Source organism: Ornithinimicrobium faecis (assembly GCF_023923225.1).
GTDB classification, from domain to species: Bacteria; Actinomycetota; Actinomycetes; order Actinomycetales; family Dermatophilaceae; genus Ornithinicoccus; species Ornithinicoccus faecis.
This window is the reverse complement of record NZ_CP099489.1, coordinates 3,173,719-3,198,328: the sequence shown is the minus strand read 5'-3', so window position 1 is coordinate 3,198,328 and position 24,610 is coordinate 3,173,719. Positions and strand designations below refer to the sequence as shown.

At 68.1% G+C, this 24,610-nt stretch carries 25 protein-coding genes; 12 read left to right on the top strand and 13 right to left on the bottom strand.

The window, feature by feature from the left end; all coding sequences use genetic code 11:
• Nucleotides 1-32: 32 nt before the first annotated feature.
• Together NF556_RS14925 and NF556_RS14920 are read right to left on the bottom strand one after the other, a co-directional pair.
• Nucleotides 33-422, bottom strand: coding sequence for a VOC family protein (locus NF556_RS14925; protein WP_252591731.1), 390 nt, complete (start codon nucleotides 420-422; stop codon nucleotides 33-35).
• Nucleotides 423-627: 205 nt separating this feature from the next.
• A complete protein-coding gene (locus NF556_RS14920) occupies nucleotides 628-2,505 on the bottom strand; it encodes a hypothetical protein (RefSeq protein ID WP_252591729.1) in 1,878 nt (625 codons plus the stop codon).
• A gap of 59 nt (nucleotides 2,506-2,564) precedes the next feature.
• Here NF556_RS14920 and NF556_RS14915 point away from each other — a divergent pair, with 59 nt between their 5' ends.
• A complete protein-coding gene (locus NF556_RS14915) occupies nucleotides 2,565-3,398 on the top strand; it encodes an Fpg/Nei family DNA glycosylase (protein ID WP_252591727.1) in 834 nt (277 codons plus the stop codon).
• A 184-nt stretch (nucleotides 3,399-3,582) separates the two neighbouring features.
• On the opposite strand, the gene NF556_RS14910 is transcribed toward NF556_RS14915, so the two are convergent.
• Nucleotides 3,583-4,305: a PIG-L deacetylase family protein gene (locus NF556_RS14910; protein ID WP_252591726.1), complete on the bottom strand. Its 723-nt coding sequence runs from the start codon at nucleotides 4,303-4,305 to the stop codon at nucleotides 3,583-3,585.
• A 99-nt stretch (nucleotides 4,306-4,404) separates the two neighbouring features.
• On the opposite strand from NF556_RS14910, the gene NF556_RS14905 reads away from it, so the two are divergent.
• The 6 genes from NF556_RS14905 (at nucleotide 4,405) to NF556_RS14880 (ending at nucleotide 12,058) form a co-directional block, all read left to right on the top strand.
• Complete coding sequence (locus NF556_RS14905; RefSeq protein ID WP_252591724.1) at nucleotides 4,405-5,061, top strand: RNA polymerase sigma factor; 657 nt, start codon at nucleotides 4,405-4,407, stop codon at nucleotides 5,059-5,061.
• Nucleotides 5,061-6,350, top strand: a complete 1,290-nt coding sequence (locus NF556_RS14900; RefSeq protein WP_252591722.1) for a protein kinase domain-containing protein — start codon at nucleotides 5,061-5,063, stop codon at nucleotides 6,348-6,350. The genes NF556_RS14905 and NF556_RS14900 overlap by 1 nt, the downstream gene beginning before the upstream one ends.
• 109 nt (nucleotides 6,351-6,459) lie before the next feature.
• Nucleotides 6,460-7,767 carry a hypothetical protein gene (locus NF556_RS14895; protein ID WP_252591719.1) on the top strand — a complete coding sequence of 436 codons (1,308 nt, stop codon included), beginning with the start codon at nucleotides 6,460-6,462 and terminating at the stop codon, nucleotides 7,765-7,767.
• A gap of 122 nt (nucleotides 7,768-7,889) precedes the next feature.
• Nucleotides 7,890-8,159: a 30S ribosomal protein S15 gene (rpsO, locus tag NF556_RS14890; protein ID WP_252591717.1), complete on the top strand. Its 270-nt coding sequence runs from the start codon at nucleotides 7,890-7,892 to the stop codon at nucleotides 8,157-8,159.
• A gap of 175 nt (nucleotides 8,160-8,334) precedes the next feature.
• Nucleotides 8,335-10,878 (top strand): polyribonucleotide nucleotidyltransferase, encoded by a 2,544-nt coding sequence (locus NF556_RS14885; protein WP_252591715.1) that lies wholly within the window; start codon nucleotides 8,335-8,337, stop codon nucleotides 10,876-10,878.
• 676 nt (nucleotides 10,879-11,554) lie between these two features.
• A complete protein-coding gene (locus NF556_RS14880; protein ID WP_252591713.1) occupies nucleotides 11,555-12,058 on the top strand; it encodes a hypothetical protein in 504 nt (167 codons plus the stop codon).
• A 463-nt stretch (nucleotides 12,059-12,521) separates the two neighbouring features.
• Here NF556_RS14880 and NF556_RS14875 read toward each other — a convergent pair whose 3' ends face one another.
• Genes NF556_RS14875 through NF556_RS14855 form a run of 5 tightly spaced genes read right to left on the bottom strand, consistent with a single transcriptional unit; the run spans nucleotide 12,522 to nucleotide 16,764 of the window.
• Nucleotides 12,522-13,673 carry a heparan-alpha-glucosaminide N-acetyltransferase domain-containing protein gene (locus tag NF556_RS14875; RefSeq protein WP_252591711.1) on the bottom strand — a complete coding sequence of 384 codons (1,152 nt, stop codon included), beginning with the start codon at nucleotides 13,671-13,673 and terminating at the stop codon, nucleotides 12,522-12,524.
• A gap of 44 nt (nucleotides 13,674-13,717) precedes the next feature.
• Entirely contained in the window at nucleotides 13,718-14,020 is a 303-nt protein-coding gene (locus tag NF556_RS14870; protein WP_306238502.1) for an AzlD domain-containing protein, read from the bottom strand.
• A gap of 2 nt (nucleotides 14,021-14,022) precedes the next feature.
• Complete coding sequence (locus NF556_RS14865; RefSeq protein ID WP_252591707.1) at nucleotides 14,023-14,748, bottom strand: AzlC family ABC transporter permease; 726 nt, start codon at nucleotides 14,746-14,748, stop codon at nucleotides 14,023-14,025.
• The gene (locus NF556_RS14860) at nucleotides 14,745-15,311 is read right to left on the bottom strand and encodes a GNAT family N-acetyltransferase (protein WP_252591705.1); all 567 of its coding nucleotides are present in this window, start codon (nucleotides 15,309-15,311) and stop codon (nucleotides 14,745-14,747) included. Before NF556_RS14860 ends, NF556_RS14865 begins: the two co-directional genes overlap by 4 nt.
• A 34-nt stretch (nucleotides 15,312-15,345) precedes the next feature.
• Complete coding sequence (locus tag NF556_RS14855) at nucleotides 15,346-16,764, bottom strand: cell wall-binding repeat-containing protein (RefSeq protein ID WP_252591703.1); 1,419 nt, start codon at nucleotides 16,762-16,764, stop codon at nucleotides 15,346-15,348.
• A gap of 222 nt (nucleotides 16,765-16,986) precedes the next feature.
• On the opposite strand from NF556_RS14855, the gene paaA reads away from it, so the two are divergent.
• From paaA to paaE, 5 genes are read left to right on the top strand one after another with little or no spacing between them, the layout of a single operon-like run.
• On the top strand, nucleotides 16,987-17,988 hold the full coding sequence (gene paaA / locus NF556_RS14850) for a 1,2-phenylacetyl-CoA epoxidase subunit PaaA (protein ID WP_252591702.1): 1,002 nt from the start codon (nucleotides 16,987-16,989) through the stop codon (nucleotides 17,986-17,988).
• Entirely contained in the window at nucleotides 17,985-18,290 is a 306-nt protein-coding gene (gene paaB, locus NF556_RS14845; RefSeq protein WP_252591700.1) for a 1,2-phenylacetyl-CoA epoxidase subunit PaaB, read from the top strand. The genes paaA and paaB overlap by 4 nt, the downstream gene beginning before the upstream one ends.
• Complete coding sequence (gene paaC, locus NF556_RS14840; RefSeq protein WP_252591698.1) at nucleotides 18,287-19,087, top strand: 1,2-phenylacetyl-CoA epoxidase subunit PaaC; 801 nt, start codon at nucleotides 18,287-18,289, stop codon at nucleotides 19,085-19,087. Before paaB ends, paaC begins: the two co-directional genes overlap by 4 nt.
• 5 nt (nucleotides 19,088-19,092) lie before the next feature.
• Complete coding sequence (gene paaD / locus NF556_RS14835) at nucleotides 19,093-19,587, top strand: 1,2-phenylacetyl-CoA epoxidase subunit PaaD (protein WP_252591696.1); 495 nt, start codon at nucleotides 19,093-19,095, stop codon at nucleotides 19,585-19,587.
• A complete protein-coding gene (paaE, locus tag NF556_RS14830) occupies nucleotides 19,587-20,696 on the top strand; it encodes a 1,2-phenylacetyl-CoA epoxidase subunit PaaE (protein ID WP_252591694.1) in 1,110 nt (369 codons plus the stop codon). The genes paaD and paaE overlap by 1 nt, the downstream gene beginning before the upstream one ends.
• A 12-nt stretch (nucleotides 20,697-20,708) precedes the next feature.
• On the opposite strand, the gene NF556_RS14825 is transcribed toward paaE, so the two are convergent.
• From NF556_RS14825 to NF556_RS14805, 5 genes are all read right to left on the bottom strand, one after another.
• On the bottom strand, nucleotides 20,709-21,215 hold the full coding sequence (locus tag NF556_RS14825) for a hypothetical protein (protein WP_252591692.1): 507 nt from the start codon (nucleotides 21,213-21,215) through the stop codon (nucleotides 20,709-20,711).
• Between the two features lie 573 nt (nucleotides 21,216-21,788).
• On the bottom strand, nucleotides 21,789-22,343 hold the full coding sequence (locus NF556_RS14820; RefSeq protein WP_252591691.1) for an SRPBCC domain-containing protein: 555 nt from the start codon (nucleotides 22,341-22,343) through the stop codon (nucleotides 21,789-21,791).
• Nucleotides 22,340-22,792: an ArsR/SmtB family transcription factor gene (locus NF556_RS14815; protein ID WP_252595820.1), complete on the bottom strand. Its 453-nt coding sequence runs from the start codon at nucleotides 22,790-22,792 to the stop codon at nucleotides 22,340-22,342. Before NF556_RS14815 ends, NF556_RS14820 begins: the two co-directional genes overlap by 4 nt.
• Nucleotides 22,689-23,633: a dihydrofolate reductase gene (locus tag NF556_RS14810; protein ID WP_252591690.1), complete on the bottom strand. Its 945-nt coding sequence runs from the start codon at nucleotides 23,631-23,633 to the stop codon at nucleotides 22,689-22,691. The genes NF556_RS14815 and NF556_RS14810 overlap by 104 nt, the downstream gene beginning before the upstream one ends.
• Before the next feature lie 11 nt (nucleotides 23,634-23,644).
• Nucleotides 23,645-24,457, bottom strand: coding sequence for a thymidylate synthase (locus NF556_RS14805; protein WP_252591688.1), 813 nt, complete (start codon nucleotides 24,455-24,457; stop codon nucleotides 23,645-23,647).
• Nucleotides 24,458-24,610 lie beyond the last annotated feature (153 nt).

The window sequence follows — 24,610 nt, the reverse complement described above, 5'->3', positions numbered from 1 at the left end:
TGCTCGGAGTGGGCACAGCGCGACGAGCAGGATCAGGGCCAGGTCGTCGCGTGGGCCTCGAAGTCGGCGCCGGTCTGCACGGGCACGACGCAGAACGCCAGACGGCCAGGATCAGTCAGGACTGCATAGCTCTCGTGGTGCGCGGTCACGGTCGCGCCCAGGGCCACGACCCTGGCCACCTCGGACGCCACGTCATCGGTCTCGATGTCGAGGTGCACGCTTGCTGGGGTGCCGGTCCCGGTGCGCTGGAGCTCGAGCATCAGGCCGCCCGGCAGCGGAGTGAGTGACTCATACGGGTTGTCCTGCGGCGGTCCGGCCCCATCCCGCTCCGTCCCACGCGCCCCCGCCCAGAATGCGGCGGATCGGTCGTAGGACTCCACAGGATGATCGATCAGAACGACTCCGATCCGACTTCGATGCATGCCAGGCACGCTATCGCGGCCAGTCGTCCACGGCATGCGCCAGATGGGACAGCGGTCGCACCGCCATGCGCTCGGTGGATGAAATCAGGCGCCCATGCGCTCGGTGAGGGTGAAAGTCAGGCGCCCATGCGCTCGGTCACCTCTGAGAGCCGCCAGCCATGCGCTCGGTGGGGGTGAGAATCAGGCGCCCATGCGCTCGGTCGGTTTACTCGGGCGGCGCGGGGCGTGGGGTGCCGACCTGGGCATCGCCGAAACAGAGACCAGCGTCCGGGGCGAGACCGTCGATGACGATCTCGGACCCGCCACCGACCAGTGGCACAAAGACCTCGCCCAGCCCCTCGGTGAACTCGACCTCCTGGGAGTCCTCGCCCAGGTGGATCGTGCCGGTCGCGGGGCCGTTGGCGAGATAGCCCACCCGGACCGCCCAGGGCCATTCGTAGGCCGTGTCGGTCAACGGAACGCTGACCTGTCCGTCCTCCGGCTGCCACCCGCACAATCCTTCAAAGGGCGGCGGCGAACTGAAGCCGTCGACTTCCAGCGGTTGGAAGGTGCCGTCGGGGGCCAGGACCAGCGGCTCGGTGAAGGTCTCGCGGGTGGCCAGCGCCTCCCGCTGCTCAGCAGTGGCCACGGGGGCCACGAAGCGGCTCACGGTGTTGAACTCCATGAAGAGCGGCCCGAGCAGGTCCACAGGGATCGGGGTGTCGAAGATCTGGGCATCCGCCGGAAGAGTCGCCAGCGACTGCCGCGTGGTCTCCACGAACTCCTTATACGGGTTGGCGGCGCTGAAGGATGCATAGCCGTTGGCACTGTGTAGTGCGAGGGCGAGCCACACCGCGCAGGCCACTCCACTGGTCCACACCAGGGTCTGCTGGGGGACTGCCTCCAGCCACCGACGCGCTGCGGGCAGCCAGGCATCCGACTCATCCTCGAGGGCCATCAGGCACATACCGACAACCACGACGAGCGGCACGATTGCATCGGCGAGGTAGCGCGTCTCCAACGCGGCCAGTGGGCCGCTGTAGGCAACACGTCCGACAGCCAGAGCGGCGATGGACCCACCGAGGTAGACGAGCAGGGCCAGCCAGGCTCGGCCGATGCGACGCCGGGTGAGGAATGAGACGATCACCACTGCGGCGAAGACGATCCAGCACGCCCAGTCGAAGAGGCGGGGAGAGTTGACCATCGCGCCGGCATAACTGGCCGGTTGCCAGTCCCACGGTCCACCAAGAGCGCCGGGGATCATCGTGCGGAACAGGCTCAGATAGACGAAGTCGGTCAACTGCCCGAGGCTGGGGACCTCGAGGTTGGCGCTCGCCTCGGCCCTCGCGGAACCATCGAGATAGATGACCAGATAGGCCGCGCTCGCCACGGCATACCCCACCCACACCAGCCACGTGCGTCTGAGGAGCCGGAGGATGTCGCGCGCAGTGAGCCGAACCGCCGGGGAGACCGCCAGGGACAGCACCGCGATGAACGGCAGGAAGATCACGATCTTCTCGAAGCTGGCCAGGCCGAAGCAATACCAGAAGATCGCCCACACGGCGTCCTCCCACCGCCCGGACCGCAGATAGGCCACGTGGTTGGCGATGGCTCCGGCCAGCGCGGCGGTCAGGGGGAGCCAGATGATCGCGGCGGACAACCAGGTGAAGGCCGGGATGGTCAGCGGTGTGAGGCAATAGAGGGCGAAGGGGATCAGGACCAGCGCCCGCCGCCCGAAGAGGCGGGTCAGCATCCGCCAGACGAGGACGGCCACCAGCACCTGGGCGACCAACATGACTAGCATCGCCACGGTCCAGTTCCACGGCGCCAGCTTGGTGAGCACCCACATGAAGCCGAAGCCGATCGGCTCGAAGTGACCGGTGTGCACCCGGGTCAGATAGTCCCAACCGATCTCGTGCTCCACGGCCCGGCTCTGCAACATGAAGTCGTCGGTGATGAAGAAGCTGTCGCGCAGGATGTTGAAGCGCACGGCCACCATCAGCGCCATGATCGCCAGGAAGCCGGTGCGGATCGGGTCGCGCAGCAGCCAGGGGGTTTGTTCGTCCTCGGAGGCGTGCGCAGGCCTGGCCTCCGTGGTTGTCATGCGCGGAAGTATCCACCACCGGTGCCGCTGCGTCGAGCACCGTCTGTGACGATGTCGCCATGCCTGAGGGACACACACTGCACCGGCTCGCGGGTGAACTGCAGACGGCGTATGCCGGTGGGTCACCGTCGGTGACCAGCCCCCAGGGGCGGTTTGCCGAGGGTGCCGCCCTGCTCGACGGCCTCGTGGTCGAGCGCGGCTCGGCCTGGGGCAAACTGCTCTTCCTGCACTTTGCGGGCGAGCGGATCCTGTATGTGCACCTGGGGCTGATCGGCACGTTCGTGCTCTCCTCGGTCGAGGGACAGGCAGATCCGCCGGTCACCGGGGTGGTGCGGCTGCGGCTGCTCGATGAGCGGACGGTCGCCGACCTGCGCGGACCGATGGCCTGCAAGGTGCTGGTGCCCGACGAGGCGGCCGCCCTGCTGGCACGACAGGGGCCGGACCCGCTGCGACCGGAGTCCGACCCGGATCGGGCGTGGGCCAAGATCCATGGATCACGTCGCAGCATCGCCGAGCTGCTGATGGACCAGACCGTGTTGGCCGGCGTCGGCAACATCTATCGGTGTGAAGTGCTCTGGCGGCACCGGGTGAAGCCCACGACGGCGGGGGAGCGGATCAAGCGCGCCACCTGGCAGGCGATCTGGGACGACCTGTCCGCGCTGATGCCCTGGGGTGTGCGCACTGGGCGGATCATCACCCGCGACGAGGTGCTGGCGGACGTCGCCGACGCGATCGCGGCGGGGGAGACACCCCGGATCCTGGACGTGCCCCGAGACTTCTCGGTCTATCAGCGCACCGGCGAGTCCTGCTATCGCTGTGGCTCCCGGGTGCGCCACGCGGTGGTGGCCGGCCGCAACATGTTCTGGTGCGGCAACTGCCAGCGCCGCACCTGACCTCCCAAAAAAAGATAAAGGTCTCGCACGCGAATCACGAAGAAATATAGAGGTTTCGTACGGGCTGCGGTTCGGGGCAGGGCACTCCTCGAAGGCCGTACGAAACCGCTACGAAGATGCGGGAGAGCGTACGAAACCGCTATGAAAATGCGGGGGAGGCGTGCGAGACCTTTATCTTTTTGGGTCAGCGCTGCAGCACCTGGGCGGTCCAGACCTTCTCGCCGTGCTGCGCCAGTTCCGGCGTCGCCATGAAGCTGGTGAGCAGCTCGCGCGGCGACGGATAGTCCGGCCCGAGCGCGTCGAGATACTGACCGTGCGCCTCCAGCGACGCCACGCCCGCCTCGAAGGTCTCCGTCACGTCGACATAGTGCGTCGGCTGGGACGTGGCCGAGAAAGCGACGTAGCGCACGCCGCTCCACGGCTCGAGTCCCTCGGCGATCAGGTCGTTGAAGATCCACCGGTTGCCGGCGTCAGCGCAGGCATCCAGCACCGCGAGACCGACCGCGCGGTGATCGGCCTGGTTGACACCGCCGCCGGGGAAGGTGGTCTCGAAGGTCAGCGTCACCACCAGGTCCGGACGCACGGCCCGGATCTGCGCCGCGATGGCTTGTCGCAGTGGCAGGCCGTGCTCGACGATGCCGTCAGTGAAGTCGTCCAGGAAATCCACCCGGTCCACGCCCACCTCGGCGGCGCCGTCCCGCTCCTCCTGGGCCCTGGCCGGCGCAGCCTCCTCCGGTGACATCCCGTCGATGCCCGCCTCACCGCGGGTGACGAGCAGATAGCTGACCTCCTTGCCAGCCGCGGTCCAACCGGCGACCGCCGCAGCGGTGCCATACTCCAGGTCGTCGGGGTGGGCCGCCACGCACAGGGCGGTCTGCCAGTCATCCGGGAAAGGGTGGAGGTCCATGGCCTGAGTCTGCCTGTTCCGGGGGCTCGGCAACAGGGCGCCCTCGTCGTGGGCGGGGCAGGGCCCTGGGCGGCACCGACGGATCGTTACACTCCTGGCGTGGCGGGAGGACACGGGAGGGAACTGACCGACGACCTGGAGCAGGCGTTGGTCGCCGGCGACCACGCGACAGCACGGCGGGTCGCCGCAGACCTTGTGGGTTCCAGTGAGAGCGACGCGGCGCTTGCAGTGCTGGCGCGGGCAGCAACACAGTCGCCGCAGGCGCTCGAGCTGCTGTTGGAGTCTCTTGACGCCTCGGGTGTGGTGCGCCGCTTCGCGGGGGCAGGGCTGTTGGACAAGAGCGCTGTCGACGACGTCAGTCAGGACAGTCTGATCTCCGTCGCCGAGTCGATCGGGTCCTACGGCGGCCGCGGCAAGCTCACCAGCTGGGTGCACAGCATCGTGCGGCGCCGCACGGTGGACTACCTGAGACGGCAGCGCGATACCGTTCCGTTGCACGAGGAGGTCGGCCCGGCAGCCCGGATGAGTTCGATGATCGCCACTCGTGCCACCGTCCAGCAGGTCCTGGCCGAGCTACCCCCGACCTACCGGGCACCGGTGACGCTGCGGGACCTGGAGGGTCTGCCGTATGCGGAGATCGCGTCGAAACTGAACCGGCCCGAGGGCACCGTGCGTGCTCAGGTCACCCGGGGGCGCGCGCTGGTGGCGGCGCGGCTGCGGGGCGGGGAGGGCACGGCCGAGGGAGTGAGCTCCTGATGGAGGAGCCGTCGCTGCACGGGGAGCAGCTCGGGCCCTACCGGTTGGAGGATGTCGTCGGGGTGGGGTCCTTTGCGACCGTCTACCGAGCGGTGGACGACCGGCTCCACGACACCGTGGTGGTGAAGGTCCTTGCGGAGAACCACAGCCTCAATGCCGAGGTCCGAGAGCGATTTATCGCCGAGGGGCGCAGCCTGCGACGGGTCGGCGGAGCCCACGCGGTGACCCTCCACGACATCGGGGAGACCAACCGGCAGCAGCCCTACCTGGTGCTGGAGCACGCGGACCGGGGGACCCTGCAACAGCGGGTGACGGCCCTGTGGCGTGAGGGGTGGCGAGCTAGTCGGGAGGATGTGCTCGCGCTGGCCCGTCCGTTGGCGGCGGCAGTCGACTCAGTGCACCGGGCCCATCTGGTCCATCGCGACCTCAGTCCGGGCAACCTGTTATTGACGAGCACCGCGACGACCCTGGCGGCGCACCGTCCCGACGGCACCGGGCCACCCACCCGGACGCGAGCCGGTGAGACAGCCACGAGGGCCGTGTCTCGGCTGTTGGGCGATGACGAACGGTTGCTCGTTGCCGATCTGGGGATGTGCAAGGACCTGGCACTGAACTCCGGGCTCACGGTGGCCGCGGGAACCTCGGGGTTCCGCCCACCCGAGCAGAGCGGTCCCGGGGTGGTCGACATCCGGGCGGACCTCTGGGCGCTGTCAGCCCTGCTGGTCTGGATCACCCAGGAGACCGACCTGCCGGCCGCGTTCCAGCGGGTGCTCAAACGGGGGATGTCCACGAGCCCCGAGCGACGACAGCCCGACGCAGCCAGCTGGCTGGCCGATGTGGAGCAGGCACTCGCCGGACCCGAGCCCCGCCCGGAGGTGTCACGGGCGCAGAGCGTGCCAGAGCCGGTGCCACCCGCACCAACTCCTGCGCGCTCCCGGCCGCGCCGCGGGGCGCTGATGGGCGCCGTCGTGGTCGGTGCCCTGCTGGTGGGCGCGCTCACCGGGTATCTGCTGCGCACCCCGGAGGACCCGGTGTCCCAGGCCGCCGGGGTCACCATCAGCGTGCTCGGGCCCGAGGAGGTCGTCGTGGGTGAGCCAGCGAGCTTCACTGCGCAGGTGGAGGGCGTCCAGAGCTGGACCTGGCTGCTGCCCACCGGTCGTTATGTCTCCGACGAGAGCCAGGTGGCACTGACCCCTACCGCGACCGGCGGCGCGGAACTGATCCTGCGAGCCCGGGCCCCGGACGGCACCGAGTTGGAGGAGCGTCACCGGCTGCGCGTGGTCGAGTGACCCCTGCGAAAAAAATCTGGCCACGGGTGCAGCAGATCGCCGTCCGGCTCCGACTCACTTACGTCACCCCACGGTGACATCGACAGGAACGCACGACACAGGAGAGACGATGACCACCCACACCAACCGTTTCCGGCCCCTCGACCGGGGCCTGCTCGCCATCGCAGCGCTCGGAGCACTGGTCCTGACCGGTTGCTCGTCCGGCGAGGTCGCCGAGTTCGAGGAGCCCACCCCCGCCTCGGACGGTGGTGGTGACGACGCAGCAGCCTCCAGCGACGACTCGGAGGCCACCGGGGACGACGCCAGTGAGGAGACCGCTGCCCCGGTCCTGGAGGCCGAGTCCGGTCTGGTCCAGGAGGGCATCTCGCGCGAAGCGGCCGTCCTGGACACCCTGCGCCCTGAGCGGGGGAGCGTCATCACTCCGGCTGGCACCCTGACCGTCGAGGAGGCCGAGGTCGTGGAGAGCGTGCCGGCCACCGAGGTCGGCCTGACCGGGGCGCAGGAGGGAGATCTGGCCCAGCCCGCCGAAGGGGAGGAGTTCCGCATCCTGACGATGAACTTCACCCCCGACCAGGCCACGCAGGGTTACGGGGACGAGGTGCTGGACGTTGACGCAGCACTGGCACTGAACGTCTCCGGGGTGCAGAGCCACCTGCACGACCTGACCGAGCAGCAGGACCTCCGCATCCTGTTCTCCGTGCCACAGGGAGGCGACGGCACGCTGACTGTCTCCTCGGAGGGGCACGACCAGTCGATCGACCTGCTGACCGGAGAGCGCGTCGAGGACGAGATCGCCGCGGGCTACTACCGCGAGGTCACCAACCAGGACCTGAACCACACCTTCGAGATGGACGACAGCCGGGTGCCCTTCAAGCAGGAGAACGGGCCCGAGGAGGAGTATGAGGCGACCGTCGAGTACGACCTGCGGGTCAACTCGGTGAGTCTGACCGCCTGGACCCCGCAGGAGGGCTGGGCCGCGGCGGGGGAGAGCTGGCTGGTTGTCAACTGGGCCTACGAGATCTCCGGGGACTCCGGTGTCGGGGGCATCGGCACCGACATCAACGACATCGACGTGACCCTGACGACCACCGTGCGTGAGCAGACGCTGGAGGACTCCGTCAAGGATGAGGGCGGCCGGCGGAACAACAGCGCCGAGGCGGTGACGGTGCTCGCGGTGCCGATCGGCACCGTCGACGCCCAACTCTCCCTGACCGGGACCGCCGAGTACGAGCTGAGCAGCGCCACCAACCACTCGATCACAGACGAGAATGCCGCCCACCTGGAGTTTGCCACCGACTCCCTGGAGGTCTCCTTCCCGGACAGCCGTCACGACGGCGCCGTCGGCGGGCAGGACGACCAGCCGCAGGAGGACGACGTCGAGGAGACCGACGCCCCGGGTGAGCAGGACGACGCCTGAGCGGATTAACGCCTGCGGGTCCAGCGCTGATAGATTGACCCCTGCCGTACGACCGGCCGCGGGTCCAGAGAGCCCTGGTGGACAAGCCCAGGCGCGCCGCGCAACGAATCAAGGAGATGCCAATGCCATTGGACACTGCTGTGAAGAAGCAGATCATGGAGGAGTACGCCACCGTCGAGGGTGACACGGGCTCTCCTGAGGTGCAGATTGCGATGCTCACGCAGCGCATCACGGACCTGACCGAGCACTCGCGTCAGCACAAGCACGACCACCACAGCCGTCGTGGCCTGCTGCTGCTCGTCGGCCGTCGCAAGCGCCTCCTGCGTTACCTGCAGGACACCGACATCGAGCGCTACCGCGCGCTGATCAAGCGCCTCGGCCTGCGCCGCTGAAGTTTCGCAGGGGAGCGGCTCCCATCACGGGGGCCGCTCTTTTGCGTATGACGGGCGTGTCCCGTCCGATGGGCATGTCCCGTCACGGGTGGGGACCAACACTCCCTGCCCCGAAGGATCAGCCGGGCACAACGACGATGCCCCGAGCTGCTGGATGAGAGAAAAGGAGGACCCGATGGAGGGTCCAGAGATCACTTTCGCCGAGGCCGTTATTGACAACGGCTCGTTCGGCACCCGCACCGTCCGGTTCGAGACCGGGCGTCTGGCCAAGCAGGCCGGCGGTTCCGTCACCGCATACCTCGATGACGAGACCATGCTGCTGTCCACCACCACGGCCAGCAAGCACCCGAAGGACCACTTCGACTTCTTCCCCCTGACGGTGGACGTCGAGGAGCGCATGTATGCCGCGGGCAAGATCCCCGGCAGCTTCTTCCGCCGCGAGGGGCGCCCCTCCACGGACGCGATCCTCACCTGTCGCCTGATCGACCGCCCGCTGCGCCCGACCTTCGCCAAGGGCCTGCGCAACGAGGTCCAGGTCGTCATCACCGTCCTGTCCCTGAACCCGGACCACCAGTACGACGTCCTGGCGATCAACGCCGCGTCGCTGTCCACCCAGATCTCGGGCCTGCCGTTCAGCGGTCCGATCGGTGGCGTCCGCATCTCCCTGATCGATGACCAGTGGGTTGCCTTCCCGAACTTCAGCGACGCCGAGCGCTCGACCTTCGACATGGTCGTGGCCGGCCGCGTCGTCGGCCAGGACGCTGATGGCAATGACGACGTCGCGATCATGATGGTCGAGGCCGAGTCCACCGAGGCCACCTGGGACCTGGTCAACACCCTGAACAAGACCGCTCCGACCGAGGAGATCGTCGCGCAGGGCCTGGAGGCCGCCAAGGGCTTCATCGCCACCCTGTGCAAGGCCCAGTCCGAGCTGGCGACCTCCGCCGCCAAGGAGGTCCAGGAGTTCCCGCGCTTCCTCGACTATGAGGACGACGCCTACGCCGCTGTCGAGGGCGAGGTCCTCACCGACCTGAGCGCCGCTCTGCAGATCGCTGGCAAGGCCGAGCGCGAGGACCGCATCGCCGAGATCAAGACTGCCGCCAAGGGCAAGCTGCTCGGCCTGCACTGGGACGCCGCTGGTGACTCCGACGTGAAGCCCGACGCGCCGTTCGCTGGTCGTGACAAGGAGATCGACGCGGCCTACCGCGCCGTGCAGAAGAAGCTGATCCGCGAGCGGATCATCAAGGAGAAGGTCCGCATCGACGGCCGCGGCCTGGCCGACATCCGCGCGCTGAGCGCCGAGGTCGAGGTCATCCCGCGCGCCCACGGCTCGGCCATCTTCGAGCGTGGCGAGACCCAGATCATGGGTGTCACCACGCTCAACATGCTGCGCATGGAGCAGCAGCTGGACACCCTCTCCCCGGTGACCCGCAAGCGTTACATGCACAACTACAACTTCCCGCCCTACAGCACCGGTGAGACCGGTCGCGTGGGCTCCCCGAAGCGTCGCGAGATCGGCCACGGTGCGCTCGCCGAGCGTGCGCTCATGCCCGTCCTGCCGACCCGCGAGGAGTTCCCCTACGCGATCCGCCAGGTCTCCGAGGCGCTGAGCTCCAACGGCTCGACCTCGATGGGCTCGGTCTGTGCGTCCACCATGTCGCTGCTCAACGCTGGTGTGCCGCTGCGCGCGCCGGTCGCGGGCATCGCGATGGGCCTGGTCTCCGTGGAGGTTGACGGAGAGACGCAGTATGCGGCGTTGACCGACATCCTCGGTGCGGAGGACGCCTTCGGTGACATGGACTTCAAGGTCGCCGGAACGCGTGAGTTCGTCACGGCGATCCAGCTCGACACGAAGCTGGACGGCATCCCCGCCTCCGTGCTCGGTGGCGCGCTGACCCAGGCGCACGACGCGCGTCTGCACATCCTGGATGTCATGAACGAGGCCATCGACGCGCCGGACGAGATGAGCCCCTATGCTCCTCGCGTCATCGCGGTGAAGGTCCCCGTTGACAAGATCGGTGAGGTCATCGGCCCGAAGGGCAAGATGATCAACCAGATCCAGGAGGACACCGGCGCCGACATCTCCATCGAGGACGACGGCACCGTCTACATCGGCGCCACCGACGGCCCGTCGGCCGAGGCGGCCCGTGCGGCAGTCAACGCGATCGCCAACCCGCAGATGCCGGAGGTCGGTGAGCGCTTCCTGGGCACCGTGGTCAAGACCACGACGTTCGGTGCGTTCATCTCCCTGCTCCCGGGCAAGGACGGCCTGCTGCACATCTCCGAGATCCGCAAGCTCGTCGGCGGCAAGCGCATCGACGCTGTCGAGGACGTGCTGGGCGTGGGCCAGAAGGTCCAGGTCGAGCTCAAGGAGATCGACCCGCGCGGCAAGCTCTCGCTGGCTGCGGTCGTGGCCGACAACGGCGGCGAGGGCGGCAGCGAGACCGCTGCCGCGGCTGCCGAGGCTCCCGTCATCGAGTCCGCGGACACCACCCCGGAGGCTCCGGCCCACGTGCCGGCTGCCCCCGAAGACGCTGACACTGCAGACTCGGGCGGCGCCGACAACTCCACCGAGGGCGGTGACGACTCCGAGGGCGACAACGACTCCGAGGGGCGCGACCGCCCGCGCCGCAACCGCCGCCGTCGCGGTGGCCGCGGTCGTGGCGCCAACAGCGACAACGCTGGCGGCGTCAACGCTGGCGGCGACACTGAGGGCTGATCCCCTGAGGTCTGAGACCTCTGCATGACCCGTGGCCGGGTCCCTCATACCGAGGGGCCCGGCTTCTTTACGTCACCCGAACGGCGGGCACCACGAGTAGCCCTCCTTGAGCGCCTCGGCAGAGTTGTTGCTGATGTACCAGTTCGCCTGTTGGTTGGGGCCGACGCTCGACCAGCTAAGACGAGCGGAAGGCGCGTTCCGGAATGCTATGGAGTCAGAGGCGGACGTGTAGCGGTGCGTGTGATTGAGCACCGAATGTGTCTCGCTGTACAGCGAGACAAGACTGCTACTGCCACAAGCCCTTTCGCCCGACCGTGTCCCTGCCGTTGCTGACATCCCGACCGCCAGCACGAGCACCGGGCTGAGAGTATGCGCACCCGTGATCCGCATCCATTTACCCATCATGTTTCCCCTCGTTGATGGAGGATCCCTCCGGAACCACCCGTGATAACGTGACCTACAACACACTGCTCAGTGCAGGGGGGGTATGGCAAGGCTCGGCATAAAATTGGTAGCAGTTCTACTTCTGAGTGCGTGCACAGGGGGACCGGGGGATGCGGTCCCGAGTCAGACCGAGGGGCCCTCTGGTCAAGGCCAGCAATCGGAAATGTCAGACACACGGGAGCCTGGTGAGACCTCTGCCGGTGCCCAGTCCGAACCCACAGCCTTGCCGCCGGTGACACGTGAGGACCTCCTGCGTGAGTGGTGGAGGGACGCTGGCCTCACCGGAGACCCGCTGCCGGTTGAGCTCGTGCGTGAGGTCAGCGATGAGGAATACGCCACGGTGCAGCGTGAGTGCATGACCGAGGCAGGGTGGCCACCGGAGGACGAGGGCCTGAGTTGGAGCGCACCCGCCGACCAGGCTGAGTCCCTGGGCCTGGCGATGTACACCTGTTGGGCGCAGTTCCCGACGCCACTGGAGTTCGTTCAGCCCTACGACCAGGAACAGCTTGGCGTGATCTACGACTGGGTGCTGGAAGAGGCAATTCCGTGCTACGCCGAGCAGGGGCACCTCGTCAAGGATGTCCCGACCCGCGAGGCCTTCACAGGGGAGTACTTCGCGACCCGGGGGTTCTGGTCTCCGACGGATGGTCTTGACCTAGGCATGAATGAGACGATAGAACTCGATGGGCTCTGCCCGCGGATGCCCCCTCGCGATGTGTTGTTTCGGACGGATTGACCCACGCTGGCAGCGACAGAGGCCTGGGCCCCGACTATCACGCCCAGGCGGAGCAGGGATCGGACATGACAACGGCCACCCCCGAAGCGGGAAGTGGCCGTTGGTGGTGTGTGCCGTCAGGCAGCGGCGGACCGGTGATCGGTGCGGTGCTCGTCGCGGAGGTTCCAACGCATCTCCAACTGGAGGTGCCCCTCTGCGTCAGCGACCTGAACCCACGTCACCATGGGGGCGGGCTGACGGGACTCTCGGATTGAGTGAACCTTAACCATTGTCTGTCACCTCGTGTTCATCTTCTGTTCATCTAGATTACGACAATGCGTCACGGAAGTCCAGCCGTGAGGTGTGACCGGCGAGGCGCACCGTGCTGAAGGGGCTCATGTGACGCATGAGGTGAACACAAGGTGAACAACGAGCGTCTGATCATGCTCCGTGCCTTGGGCTGCGCGCAGAAAGAGGTGCCCGGTCAGCGACGAGCGCGGGCGACGGCCGTGCTGATCTCGCCCACAAACTGTTCCAGGGGGCCGCGCCAACGGCAGAGCGCGAAGATCGCGCCGACCACCAGCACCCCCAGCAGGTGGACGCGCAGGTCCAGTGCCCAGCTGTCCTCACCCATTGCAGCGCCGCGGCCGGCCGCCACCACGGCGACGTGCACGGCATACAGAGTCAGGGTCATCGCTCCCGCGCCCGCGAGCACCTGAAGCGGCCGCTCGCCGCGGCGGCCGACGATCTTCACCACGATCAGACTGATGCCGATGACAAACATGGCGCTCCCCACCGTGTGGGCGAGGTCAACGATGGAGCCGCTGTGGGGGGACCACACCCACAGCCAGGTCCAGGAACCGGTCGGTGTGGTGCCATAGAGACCGGTCTCCAGGACCCGGTCCAGGTCGGCCCAGCTCGCGACGGGCTCCCAACGGTCGTAGGTCGCCACCAGGCTTGCCCTGGCGTTGTCGCTGCGCAGGGCCAGCCGGTCGACCGCGAGCGCGAGGACGCCGCCCCAGCCTCCGAGGACCACCAGCCAGCGGCGGACCGTGGCCGAGCGCAGGTCGAGCCGGCCGATGGCCATCCCGGCGAACAGGTAGGTCGCCCAGGTCAGCACCGGATAGTAGCCAGTGATGGTCAGCTCGCTGAGGAGCTGCAACGGATCGGCCAGCGAGGCCGGGGTGGGCACGTCGTAGGTCGAGGCGGGCAGGTGCGGTCGCAGCGCCAGGCTCACCACCGGGGAGATCAGCCCCCAACTCACGGCCAGGATCGCCAGGCGCTTCGCGGACCAGGTGATGACTGGCAGGGCGACGAGGAAGAGCACGCCGTAATAGGTGAGGATCACCGCGAGCCCCGAGTCGGGGATGCCGAGAACCAACCCGATCGCCGCGACCAGGATCGCTCGGGTCAGCAGGGCGAGCCGGGAGCCTGTTGGGGTCCGGTCGGGTCTGCTGCGGGTGACCAGCGCGATCGAGACGCCAGCCAGGACGGCGAACAGGGCCGAGGACCGGCCAGCGGTGACCAGGAACCAGCCGCCGACCTCACCGCCGGCGCCGCTGTCGACGAGGTGGGCCGTGATCATGCCGAGCAGGGCCAGGCAGCGCGCCAGGTCGATGCCGATGATGCGTCCCACGGGCACAGATCCTTGCACGGGGTGGCCACCGAGTGGTGGAGGCATCAGGTCAGCGCGCGGACCAGGGCCGCAGTGACGGCGGCAGCTGCCACGACCACCAGGAAGGGAGCACGCAGCAGCAGGAGCAGGACGGCGACACCGACTCCGGCGGCGCGGGCGTCCACGACGACGAGGCCGTCGTTGGTCAGCAGTGCCTGGGTGACGATCAGCGCCGTGAGCAGGGCGACGGGGAGCAGCGGGGTGACGCGGTGCACCCAGGGGATGTCGAGGACGTGCTGGGGCACCAGGTAGCCCGCGAGCTTGAGCGCATAGGCCAGTGCGCAGGCGGCCAGGACGGCGAACCACATGGTCACGGTTTTGCCTCCTCGGTGCGATGGCCCCGCCGTGGCAGCCCCACCACGAGGGCGGCCAGCACCGCAGCGAGGACCGGCACGCCGGCGGGGACGAAGGGCGCCGTCGTGACCGTGATGATGACCGCCAGGGCCGCGACGGCCAGCGGGTCTCGCCCGCGCAGCCTGGGCCAGAGCAGCCCGACGAAGGCGGCGGCCGCAGCGGCGTCCAGGCCATAGGTGCGCGGGTCGCCCATCGCTTCGCCAGCGATCGCACCGATGAAGGTCGTGAGGTTCCAGAGGGCGAAGATGCCCACGCCGGTCACCCAGAAGCCGATCCGCTGCTGCCGGGTCTGGGTCTGGGTGACGGCGACGGCGGTGCTCTCGTCGATGGTGAAGTGGGCGGCCAGTGGCCGCGCCCAGCGGCGCACGCCGAGCAACTGGGAGACCTGCAGACCGTAGAACCCGTTGCGCACCCCCAGCAGGGTCGAACTGGCCACGGCGGCAACCGGGCTCCCGCCTGCGCCGATCACTCCGAAGAAGGCGAACTGCGAGCCGCCACTGAACAGGAGAAGCGAGAGTGCCATCGCCTGCAGCACCGAGAGCCCCGCAGCGACGGCCAGGGCGCCGGCGGTGACACCGTAGAGGCCCGTGGCCAGGGCCACGCCCAGGGCCTTGCGGATGACCGCCGTGTCCTCAGGGGCGCGGCGCCACTCGGCGAAGCGCGCTCGCCCCGGCGTGGTCACAACTCGGCTCGCACGCGGATCTCGCGGACCGTCTCACCGCCCGGACCCACCACGCGCTCACGCCAGGCGCCGTCGGGGGCGAGGCCGGCGACATCGGTGAACGCCCGACTCTGCTCGTCGTCGGCGAGGAGCCAGGCGAGGACGGCGGTGCGATCGCCGGCCCGGAGCGTGTCGGCGGCCGCGTTGAGCAGGCGAGAACCGTGCCCGTCCCGGCGCGCCTCGGGGTGCACGGCCAGCACGAGGAGCTCGCCGTCGGTGTCGGAGACGGACTCGTCGGTGACCTCAGCAGGGCCGATGGCGGCAAACCCGACGACCTGGTCGCCCGCACAGGCGACCAGCAGCCGGTGCAGCGGGCTCGGCGGGTTTGCCAGGGAGCGACGCCAGACCGAGCCGAACGCAGGCGCCTCGAACGTGTCGAGCACCTCCTGCGGGACGCGGTCAGCGAAGGTGTGGCTCCACACCGTGGCTTGGACCAGCCCCACGGCGGGGGCATCACTGACCCGCCCCGTGCGGACGCTGGCGTCAGCGAGGGGACCGGGCTCGTGGTGGTGGGAATGGCTCACCGCTCCAGTGTCCAACATGCCCACCTCCTGACGGTCATCCAGGGTAGTTGCTGTCCAGTTCGTCCCTGGGGAGCTGGGCGCGGTCCCCAGCGGTGGTGAACAGCGCCAGCAGCTCGTCGTGGACGGTGGCGGTCAGGGCGACCTCACCGCCGACGATGGTGACCAACGGAAAGGCGAACCCGCTGGTCAGCCGTTGGATCTCGGTGATGGCCGCTGCCGGGACGTGATCGGTCTGGGAGAGGGCGATGCCAGCGCCTGTGCGACCGGCAACCGGCACGGCCGTCAGGGCGTCGGGGAAGGTCTCACCGGTGGCGACCATGACATCGCCCTCGGCCGGGAACTCCTGGAGCACCAGGGACGCGGTCTCATAGCGATCGAGCCCGGCGAACCGGTGGGCGGTGGCACCCTGGACCGCGGCTGCGCCGTCCACGACCGAGTCGCTGAGCACCGCCGTGCCGCCAGCGGCATAGAGGTCGTCATAGCCGGCAGCGGCGAGGAAGTCAGCTGTCGCAGCCGGGAGGTGCCCGGCCTGCGCCAGCACCAGCGGCGCGCTCTCTCGTGAGGCGAGGGCGCTGAGGACCAGGGCGTCGGGAAAGTCCTGCCCGGTGGCCAGATACATCTGCGGGCTGCTGTCCTGGGTGATCTCGGCGGCGACAGCCACCGCCGTCTCATAGCGGTTGGCGCCGGACAGCCGGGTCACCGTCGCCCCCGGTGGTGCGATCGCGGTCAGCGCCGCCTCGACGTCCGGGTGCACCGCAGTCTCTCCGCCCACGATCACGATGTTGGTCGGCTGGAGCCGGGTGATCTCGGCCGCGGTCACGGCCGGCAGGTGCGTCGGCGCGGTGAGCAGCAACGGGCCTGCCAACTGGTTGGCCAGAGGGGCTGCGGTCAGCGCGTCCGGAAAGTCGGTGGCCGTGGTGATGACCACCGTGTCGGCCATGATGAAGCGTTGCGCGAGCAGCGCGGCCGTCTCGATGCGGTTGGCTCCGCCGATCCGCTCCACATTGAACTCGCACGGGCCGTCCTCGTCCTCGGGATAGAACGGGTCAACGGCGTCGAGAACCGGCCCGGCCTCGCCGGCGGCGTCCGCGTCAGAGAGGAGGATCCCGACCCCCGGCACACCGCTGAGATAGGTGCCGACGAAGCTGAGGAACGAGGTGTTGTCAACGGTCTCACCGACCGCGACCTCAACGACCCGGAAGTCCTTGAGGGTGCCGTCGTCCCAGACCTCGACGCGGACCTTGTCGAAGCCGCCGCCGTCATCGACCGTGCCGGTGAAGGTGGCGTTGACGACGTATTCATTCCGGGAGCAGTCAGCATTGATGAACTGGATGCCCGTGACGTCCCAGTCACCCAGGGTGGCGGCGAGGGCAGGGGCGGCGGTGGCGAGCAGTGCCGCGGTGGCGGCGCCGGCAGCCAGGGACCGCCAACCAGTGTGATGGCGTGTGGTCATGGGGGGCCTCCTCGTCAGAGCCAGCGGGTCGCGTTGGCACCCTTTCGACGCTAGGGCCTCGGGCGTGCGGCCGAAATGCGCACTTCTACGCATGCCGACGGACCGAAGATCGCCCGCGGGAGTGAGGTCTGGAGGATGAGATCACTGCCTTTGTGACGCTCACTCCGCCGATCGACGACTGAACTGTCACAACTTCGGCGATTGTGCGGCATACTGGGGGGCATGTATGGCAATGACTTTGGCGAGCCCCTCAACGCGGCCGAGACCCCGGACTATGCGGACGCCGTCCAGGAGTATTTCGACGGCCTGATCGGCGCAGACCAGCGGATCGAGCCGCGCGATGCCATGCCCGAGGGCTATCGCAAGACCCTGATCCGGCAGATTGCTCAGCACGCGCACTCCGAGATCATCGGGATGCAGCCGGAGGGCAACTGGATCAGCCGGGCGCCCAGTCTGCGCCGCAAGGCGATCCTGATGGCCAAGGTGCAGGACGAGGCGGGTCACGGGCTCTACCTCTACTCCGCCGCCGAGACCCTCGGTGTCGACCGTGCCGAGCTGCTCGACAAGCTGCACTCCGGCCAGCAGAAGTACTCCTCGATCTTTAACTATCCGACGCTGACCTGGGCGGACGCCGGTGCGATCGGCTGGCTCGTCGATGGCGCCGCGATCATGAACCAGGTGCCGCTGTGTCGCTGCTCCTACGGGCCGTATGCCCGCGCGATGATCCGAGTCTGCAAGGAGGAGTCCTTCCACCAGCGACAGGGCTTCGAGATCCTCTGGACGCTGAGCAACGGCACTGAGGGGCAGAAGGCGATGGCGCAGGACGCCGCCAACCGGTGGTGGTGGCCCTCCCTGATGATGTTCGGTCCGCCGGACACCGGCGAGGCCGCCGCGGGTGGCCACACCGAGCAGAACATGGCCTGGGGCATCAAACGCTTCAGCAATGACGACCTGCGGCAGAAGTTTGTGGACATGACCGTCCCCCAGGCGCAGAAGCTCGGCCTCGAGCTGCCCGACCCCGACCTGAGGTGGAACGAGGAGCGCGGGCACTGGGACTTCGGACCGATCGACTGGGACGAGTTCTGGCGGGTCCTCAAGGGCGACGGCCCCTGCAACGAGGAGCGGATCACCCACCGCCGCACCGCCCACGAGGAGGGCGCGTGGGTGCGCGAGGCCGCCAATGCCTATGCCGCCAAGCACACCGCCAAGGAGGCCGTCGCATGACGGACACTGCGCAGACCCCACGGGACAACTGGCCGCTCTGGGAGGTCTTTGTCCGCGGCAAGCGCGGCCTGTCCCACGTGCACTCCGGCTCCTTGCATGCACCGGACGCTGAGATGGCGCTGCGCAACGCCCGTGACCTCTACACCCGCCGCCAGGAGGGTGTCTCGATCTGGGTGCTCCGCTCGGAGGACATCGTCGCGAGCAGCCCCGACGAGCGGGACAGCTTCTTTGACCCCGCCGGCGACAAGGTCTATCGGCACGCCTCGTTCTATGACGTGCCCAAGGACGTGGAGTACCTGTGAGTGAGCACCTCGCGACGACCACCACCGGAGACCGTGCCGCTGGGCCCAGCGAGCACGTCGCCTATCTGCTGGGTCTGGCCGACGACGCCCTGATCTATGCCCAGCGGCTGGGGGAGTGGCTGACCCGCGCCCCCCAGATCGAGGAGGACCTCGCCCTGGGCAACGTCGGGCTTGACCTGCTCGGCCAGGCTCGCTCCCTGCTGACCCGGGCGGGTGAGTTGGAGGGAGCCGGGCGCGACGAGGACGACCTTGCCTATCTGCGCGACGAGCGTGAGTTCCGCAACGTGCACCTGGTTGAGCAGCCGCGGGCCGATTTCGGTCACGAGATGGCTCGGATGCTGTGGTTCGCGTCCTACCAACACGAGCTGTATGCCGAGCTGGTCACCTCGGCGGACGAGGTGCTGGCCGCTGTCGCGGCCAAGGCCATCAAGGAGGTGACCTATCACCGTGACCACGCGGGCCAGTGGGTCGTGCGCCTCGGCGACGGCACCGAGGAGTCACACGCCAGGATGCAGGCGGGCCTGGAGGCGGTCCTGCCCTTTCTGGCGGAGCTGTTCGATGACGACCCCGCCAGTGTCTGGGCAGCCGAAGCAGGTGTCGGGGTGCTGCCCTCGAGCCTGCACGATCGCGCGGTGGCCCACGTCACCGCAGTGGTGGAGCAGGCGACCCTGACCCTGCCCGAGGATTCCCGGTGGCGCTCGCGTGGGGGGCGAGCCGGCATCCACTCCGCGCCGATGGGTTATCTGCTCGCTGAGATGCAGCACATCCATCGCAGCCACCCCGGGGCAAAGTGGTGAGCACGATGACTGTGGTGACCGGCATCGAGGCGGCCATCCGCGACATCCCGGACCCGGAGATCCCGGTGATCAGCATCGATGACCTGGGCATTGTCCGGGACATCACCGTCGAGGACGGCACGGTCCACGTGACGATCACCCCGACCTACAGCGGCTGCCCTGCGGTGCAGGCGATCACAGACCACATCAAGCACACGGTGCGAGCGCACGGGTTGGTCCCCGACGTGGTGACCACGCTGTCACCTGCCTGGACCACCGACTGGATGAGCGAGCAGGGCCGGGAGTCGTTGCGGCGCTTCGGAATTGCTCCGCCGAGTGGGTCTGGGCCAGCGCGTCCCAGCGGCCCCGTCGTGGTGGACCTCTCGGTCCGCCAGGTAGTCTGCCCGAGCTGTGGCTCCGCCGACACTGAGGAGCTGTCCCGCTTCGGCTCGACCGCGTGCAAGGCGCTCCGGCGCTGCCGTTCCTGCCGGGAGCCGTTCGAGGAGTTCAAGGCGACCTGATGCACCTGACCACCACCAAGCCCAAGCGGCACCGCGCCGTCTTCCACGGGCTCACCATCAGTCGTGTCGAGCGGCTCACCGACGAGGCTGTCGCGATCAGTTTCACGGTGCCCCCCGCGCTGCGCGATGAGTATGCCTTCGAGCCCGGACAGCACCTGACGGTGCGCGCCACGATCGGCGGTGAGGACCTGCGGCGCTCCTACTCGATCTGTGTCTCGCGGAAGCGGGCCCAGCAGACGGGCGAGCTGCGGGTGGCGACCGCCCGGGTGCCAGAGGGGGCGATGTCCAACTGGCTGCACGACAACGCCGAGCCCGGTGAGGTGCTCCAGGTGATGACGCCGATCGGCGGCTTCACCTGCCCCACTGATCCCGGGGTCGCCCGACATCACGTCGCGATCGCCGCCGGGTCGGGCATCACGCCCGTCATGTCGCTGCTGAGCACGGCACTGGAGGAGGAGCCTGACTCCCAGGCCACCCTCGTCTTCGGCAACCGGCGCACGGACACGATCATGTTCCTCGAGGAGCTGATGGACCTCAAGAACCGGTTCCCCGACCGGTTCCAGCTGTTCAACGTGCTCTCCCGCGAGGTCCAGGACGTCGAGCTGTTCTCCGGCCGCCTCGATCGCGACCGGCTGGAGGGCTTCTTCGAGTCCTTCATCTCCGTCGGCGACGTCGACGAGTGGTATCTTTGCGGGCCGCTCGGCATGGTCGAGACCGCTCGGGAGGTCCTCGCCGAGCACGACGTCGACCGCGAGCATGTGCACCACGAGGTCTTCCACGTCGAGGACACCAAGCCGCCGGCGCCACCGCCCCCTCCGGACGCGAAACCGCTGGCCACAGTCACCATCACCCTCGACGGTCGCACCACGCAGGTCCCGGTGAAGAGCCAGTCCGAGTCGATCCTCGCAGCGACCCTGCGCGAGCGTCCGGATGCGCCATTCAGCTGCACCAATGGTGTCTGTGGCACGTGTCGGGCACGCGTCGTGGAGGGCGAGGTGCGGATGGACCGCAACTATGCCCTGGAGGACGAGGAGGTCGACGCCGGCATCGTGCTGACCTGCCAGTCGCACCCGGTCACCGACGCGGTCGTCATCGACTACGACGCCTGAGCCAGCGGCTGGTTACGAAGGCCCGTTCGGCTCGCCGAATATCACCTCGGCGGGAGGGTCCAGCGGACAGGTTTGAGACAGGTCGCTCACGCGAGCGGGCCCCATGCTCTCGAGCAGTTCGTTGACCGGATGCCAACGCTGAGGCCGCTCATAGGACGATTGAAAGCTCTCCAGCGTGGGCGGGTCGCTGACGTCGATGCCCTCCTCACTCAGGCAGGGCACAAGGACTTCTGTCAGCCACTGGTACTCCCGACGTTGCTCTTCGGGTCCAGACTCGCGCCGGTAGAGCTCGTGCACGGGGAACGTTCCCTCGCACTCATAGTGGGCAAGACGGAAGGATGGCACCTGATCGTTGGGCAGCTGGATGTCGAATCCCCCACCGGCAGGTAGCTCCACCTCGAAGCCCTGATCGGCCAGGCAGGACTGCATCACGGAGTCATACTCGGACGCGGTGATGACTCGGACTGGCGTTGTTTCTGGTGGATCCTCGATGTCGAGGAGCGCGGCCATCTCTGCCATGTGATCCGCGTAGTCACTGGGTGCCTCAGCCTCCGCAAGTGCAATGTTCGTTGATGTCGAAGCGACACTAGGTGAATTCTCGTCGCTTCCAGCGGGCCCCGGACCGGTGCATCCTGAAAGGGCCAGTGCAGCACACAGCATGGTTCGACTCGGACTCAGCCGCACGCCGTCTGCACCGACGTAAAGTCGCGGTTGGACGAGAAATTGACGGTTGCGTAGTTGAACGGCGATATAGACAGTGAGACTCGGCCACTGAAGGCCCGCGTGTACGTTTGGCCGCCACTCACATAGGCATGGAGAGTCGAGCCTGAAGTGGCAATGGTGCTCGCTGCACCGACCTGCTTGCCGGCCGGGCAGTCCCTATACAGCGTGGCCGATCCCGAAGGCTCCTGCGCCCCTGGCTGCCAACCGTTCGCTGTCGCTGGCGTCGTGGGCGCTAGGAACGCGGTCAGGGTCACTAGACTGGCAGTCGCCAACGCTAACCCCAACGTGTGACTAAGCGATCCCGCGTGGTGTGACTGGCCAGACATGAATCACTGCCCCTCCAAGTGAGTTCCAACTGTTAGGAATCTACTAGGTCCCCTGGGCGCCGTCAACGGCCCCATCACGCTGTCCAGCTTCTGAGAGCAAAGCGCCCCAGGCCCGGTTGCCCTCCTGCTCAACGGCCTCGTGGGTGCTCTGCGTGGTGGTCGTCCCGGTGAGCTCGTCGTCGAGGGCCATCAGCATCTGCTCCCAGCCACCGCCGTAGCCCACGACGTGGTCGGGCTCGGCGAGCGTGTGACGCAGCCGTAGTCGTGTCCCTGCACCGTTCGGCTCGAGCGTCACCTGCACCTGGCTCGGACGCTCGTCCTGCCACTGCCAGCCATAACTCAGCGAGTGCTCCGGCTCGCAGGTCGTCACGGTCCCCGTGGCCCGGTCCGCGTCCCCTCCGCCGAGGTCGACGACGAAGGTGTCGCCGACGCGCTGGGGCGCGGGCCCGTCGAAGTGACCGAACCAGCGGCTCAAGCGGGTCGCGTCTGTGAGGGCGCTCCACAAGTCGGCGGGGGAGAAGGCGTAGTCCCGCGCGAAGCTCAGGGTCGGCTGGTCCGGCGTCCCGTGAAGGATGCGGGTGATGGTGGAAAGCGTCATCGGTCTGTCCTGTCCTGGTGAGGAGGGGTGTGTGTGGGCCGCTGGCGGGCGCCCCGGTGGAGCTCCGTCTCGAGGGCATCAAAGGCAACCGTCCAACGGGCACGATGCTTGTGAAGCCACACATCGACTTCCGAGAGGCGCTCGGCCTCCAGGCGATATCGCTGACGAGATCCCTCGCGCTGAGCCACGGCGAAACCGGAGTCACGCAGCACCCGAAGGTGGTTCGAGACTGCGGGTTGGCTGATGCCGAACTCCTCGCGGATCACCGAAGTGAGGTCTCCCGCAGTCTGGTCGGACTCCGCCAGGAGCTCCACCAGACGTCGCCGGATCGGAAGGGGGAGGGGGTCAGGGGTGGCGGAGGTATTCCACCCAGGCGAAACCGTCGCGATCCTCGCGGCTGGTCTCGCGCCACTGAGACGTGTCGATGGATGGGAAGCGCACCATGCCATCGGGGTCCTGCTCGACATGGGTGATCACCAGGCGGGAGGCGGCCGCGATCGTCTGCTCATAGATCTGGCCGCCGCCGGCGATGAAGACCTCGATGTCACCGGCCATGAGGAGCGCCTCGGGCAGCGAGTGTGCCACCTCGGCACCGGGTGCGGACCATGTCCGGTCGCGGGTCACGACGATGGTGCGCCGCCCGGGAAGGGCGCGGCCGATGGAGTCCCAGGTGCCGCGGCCCATCACCATCACCCCGCCCATCGTCGTGCGCTTGAAGAAGGCCAGGTCCTCGGGAAGGTGCCACGGCATCGACGACCCGTCACCGATCACGCCGTTGCGCCCGACCGCGGCGACCAGCGTCAGGCTCTGGTTGAAGCCGCGGGTGAGCAACTGAGGGATCGGCCCGGAGGCGGCCGCCGCGTCACGCAACTGCTCGAGCACCTGGCGCTCGTGCGGGACCACGTGGTTGGGGAGGTCGTCCAGGGGCCACCAGTGCAGGTCGGCGGCCTTGTCCGGCTCGGTGATGGTCGGCTCACCGCTGACGCGCGAAGCGGTGAAGAACAGGTCGATCCGTTGCTCGATCGGCCCCCCGAGCACGCAGCCGCGCTGCAGGACGGCGGCCAGGCTGACGGAACCAGGATCGATGGTGACGCCGAGCTCCTCGGCCGCCTCACGGCATACGGCCAGGTCGGCCGGCTCGCCGGCCTCAACGTGACCAGCCGCCCCGCAGGCCCACCACCCCTCCATGTAGCCGGTGGCTCCGCGCCGCTGCAGGAGCACCTCGGTGGTGCCGGCGGTCTCCCGGGTGAGCACCAGATAGGCCGCCGGGACGACAGAGAAGTGAGTCATGAAGGAGCGGGTCAGACCGCGATGGGGGCCTTGATGGTGGGCGCCGCGACATAGTCGCGCACCTCGATGTCCTCGATATCGAACTCATCGATCGCCCGGATCTCGGGGTTGAGCCACAGTGTCGGCAACGGGCCGGGCTCGCGGGTCAGCTGCTCCTGCGCCTGGTCGAGGTGGTTGAGATAGAGGTGAGCGTCGCCCATCGTGTGGACGAAATCGCCGACCTCCAGGTCGGTCACCTGCGCCACCATCTGAGTCAGCAGGGCATAGCTGGCGATGTTGAACGGCACGCCGAGGAAGATGTCGGCGCTGCGCTGATAGAGCTGGCAGGACAGGCGCCCGCGTCCGCCGTCCACGCCTGGCGTGACATAGAACTGGAACATCGTGTGGCACGGGGGGAGGGCCATCTGGTCCACGTCCGCGACGTTCCACGCAGTGACGATGTGGCGGCGAGAGTCGGGGTTGGTGCGGATGGACTCGATCACGCGGGCGATCTGGTCGATCGTCTCGCCGTTCGGTGTCGGCCAGGAGCGCCACTGGTGGCCATAGACGGGCCCGAGATCGCCGTTGGCGTCGGCCCACTCGTCCCAGATGCGGATCTTGCGCTCGTGCAGCCACTCGATGTTGGTGTCGCCGCGCAGGAACCACAGCAACTCACCGGTGATGGAGCGCAGGTGGAGCTTCTTGGTCGTCAGCACGGGGAAGCCCTCGGTGAGGTCGAATCGCATCTGGTGACCGAAGACCGAGAGGGTCCCGGTGCCGGTGCGGTCGTCCTTGCGGACGCCCTCGTCGCGGACGCGGGTCAACAGGTCGAGGTACTGGCGCATGAGTGAACTCTAGTTGTGGACGATGACACTGACCGTCGCGGCCGCGCCAGAAGCGCCCTCTCTCCCGCGAACAGCCGTTGTTCACCGGCAAAGATGCAGGCCAGAGCTTGTGTGACGCACATCACGCCTCACTGGTATGGTTTCTTCAATCAC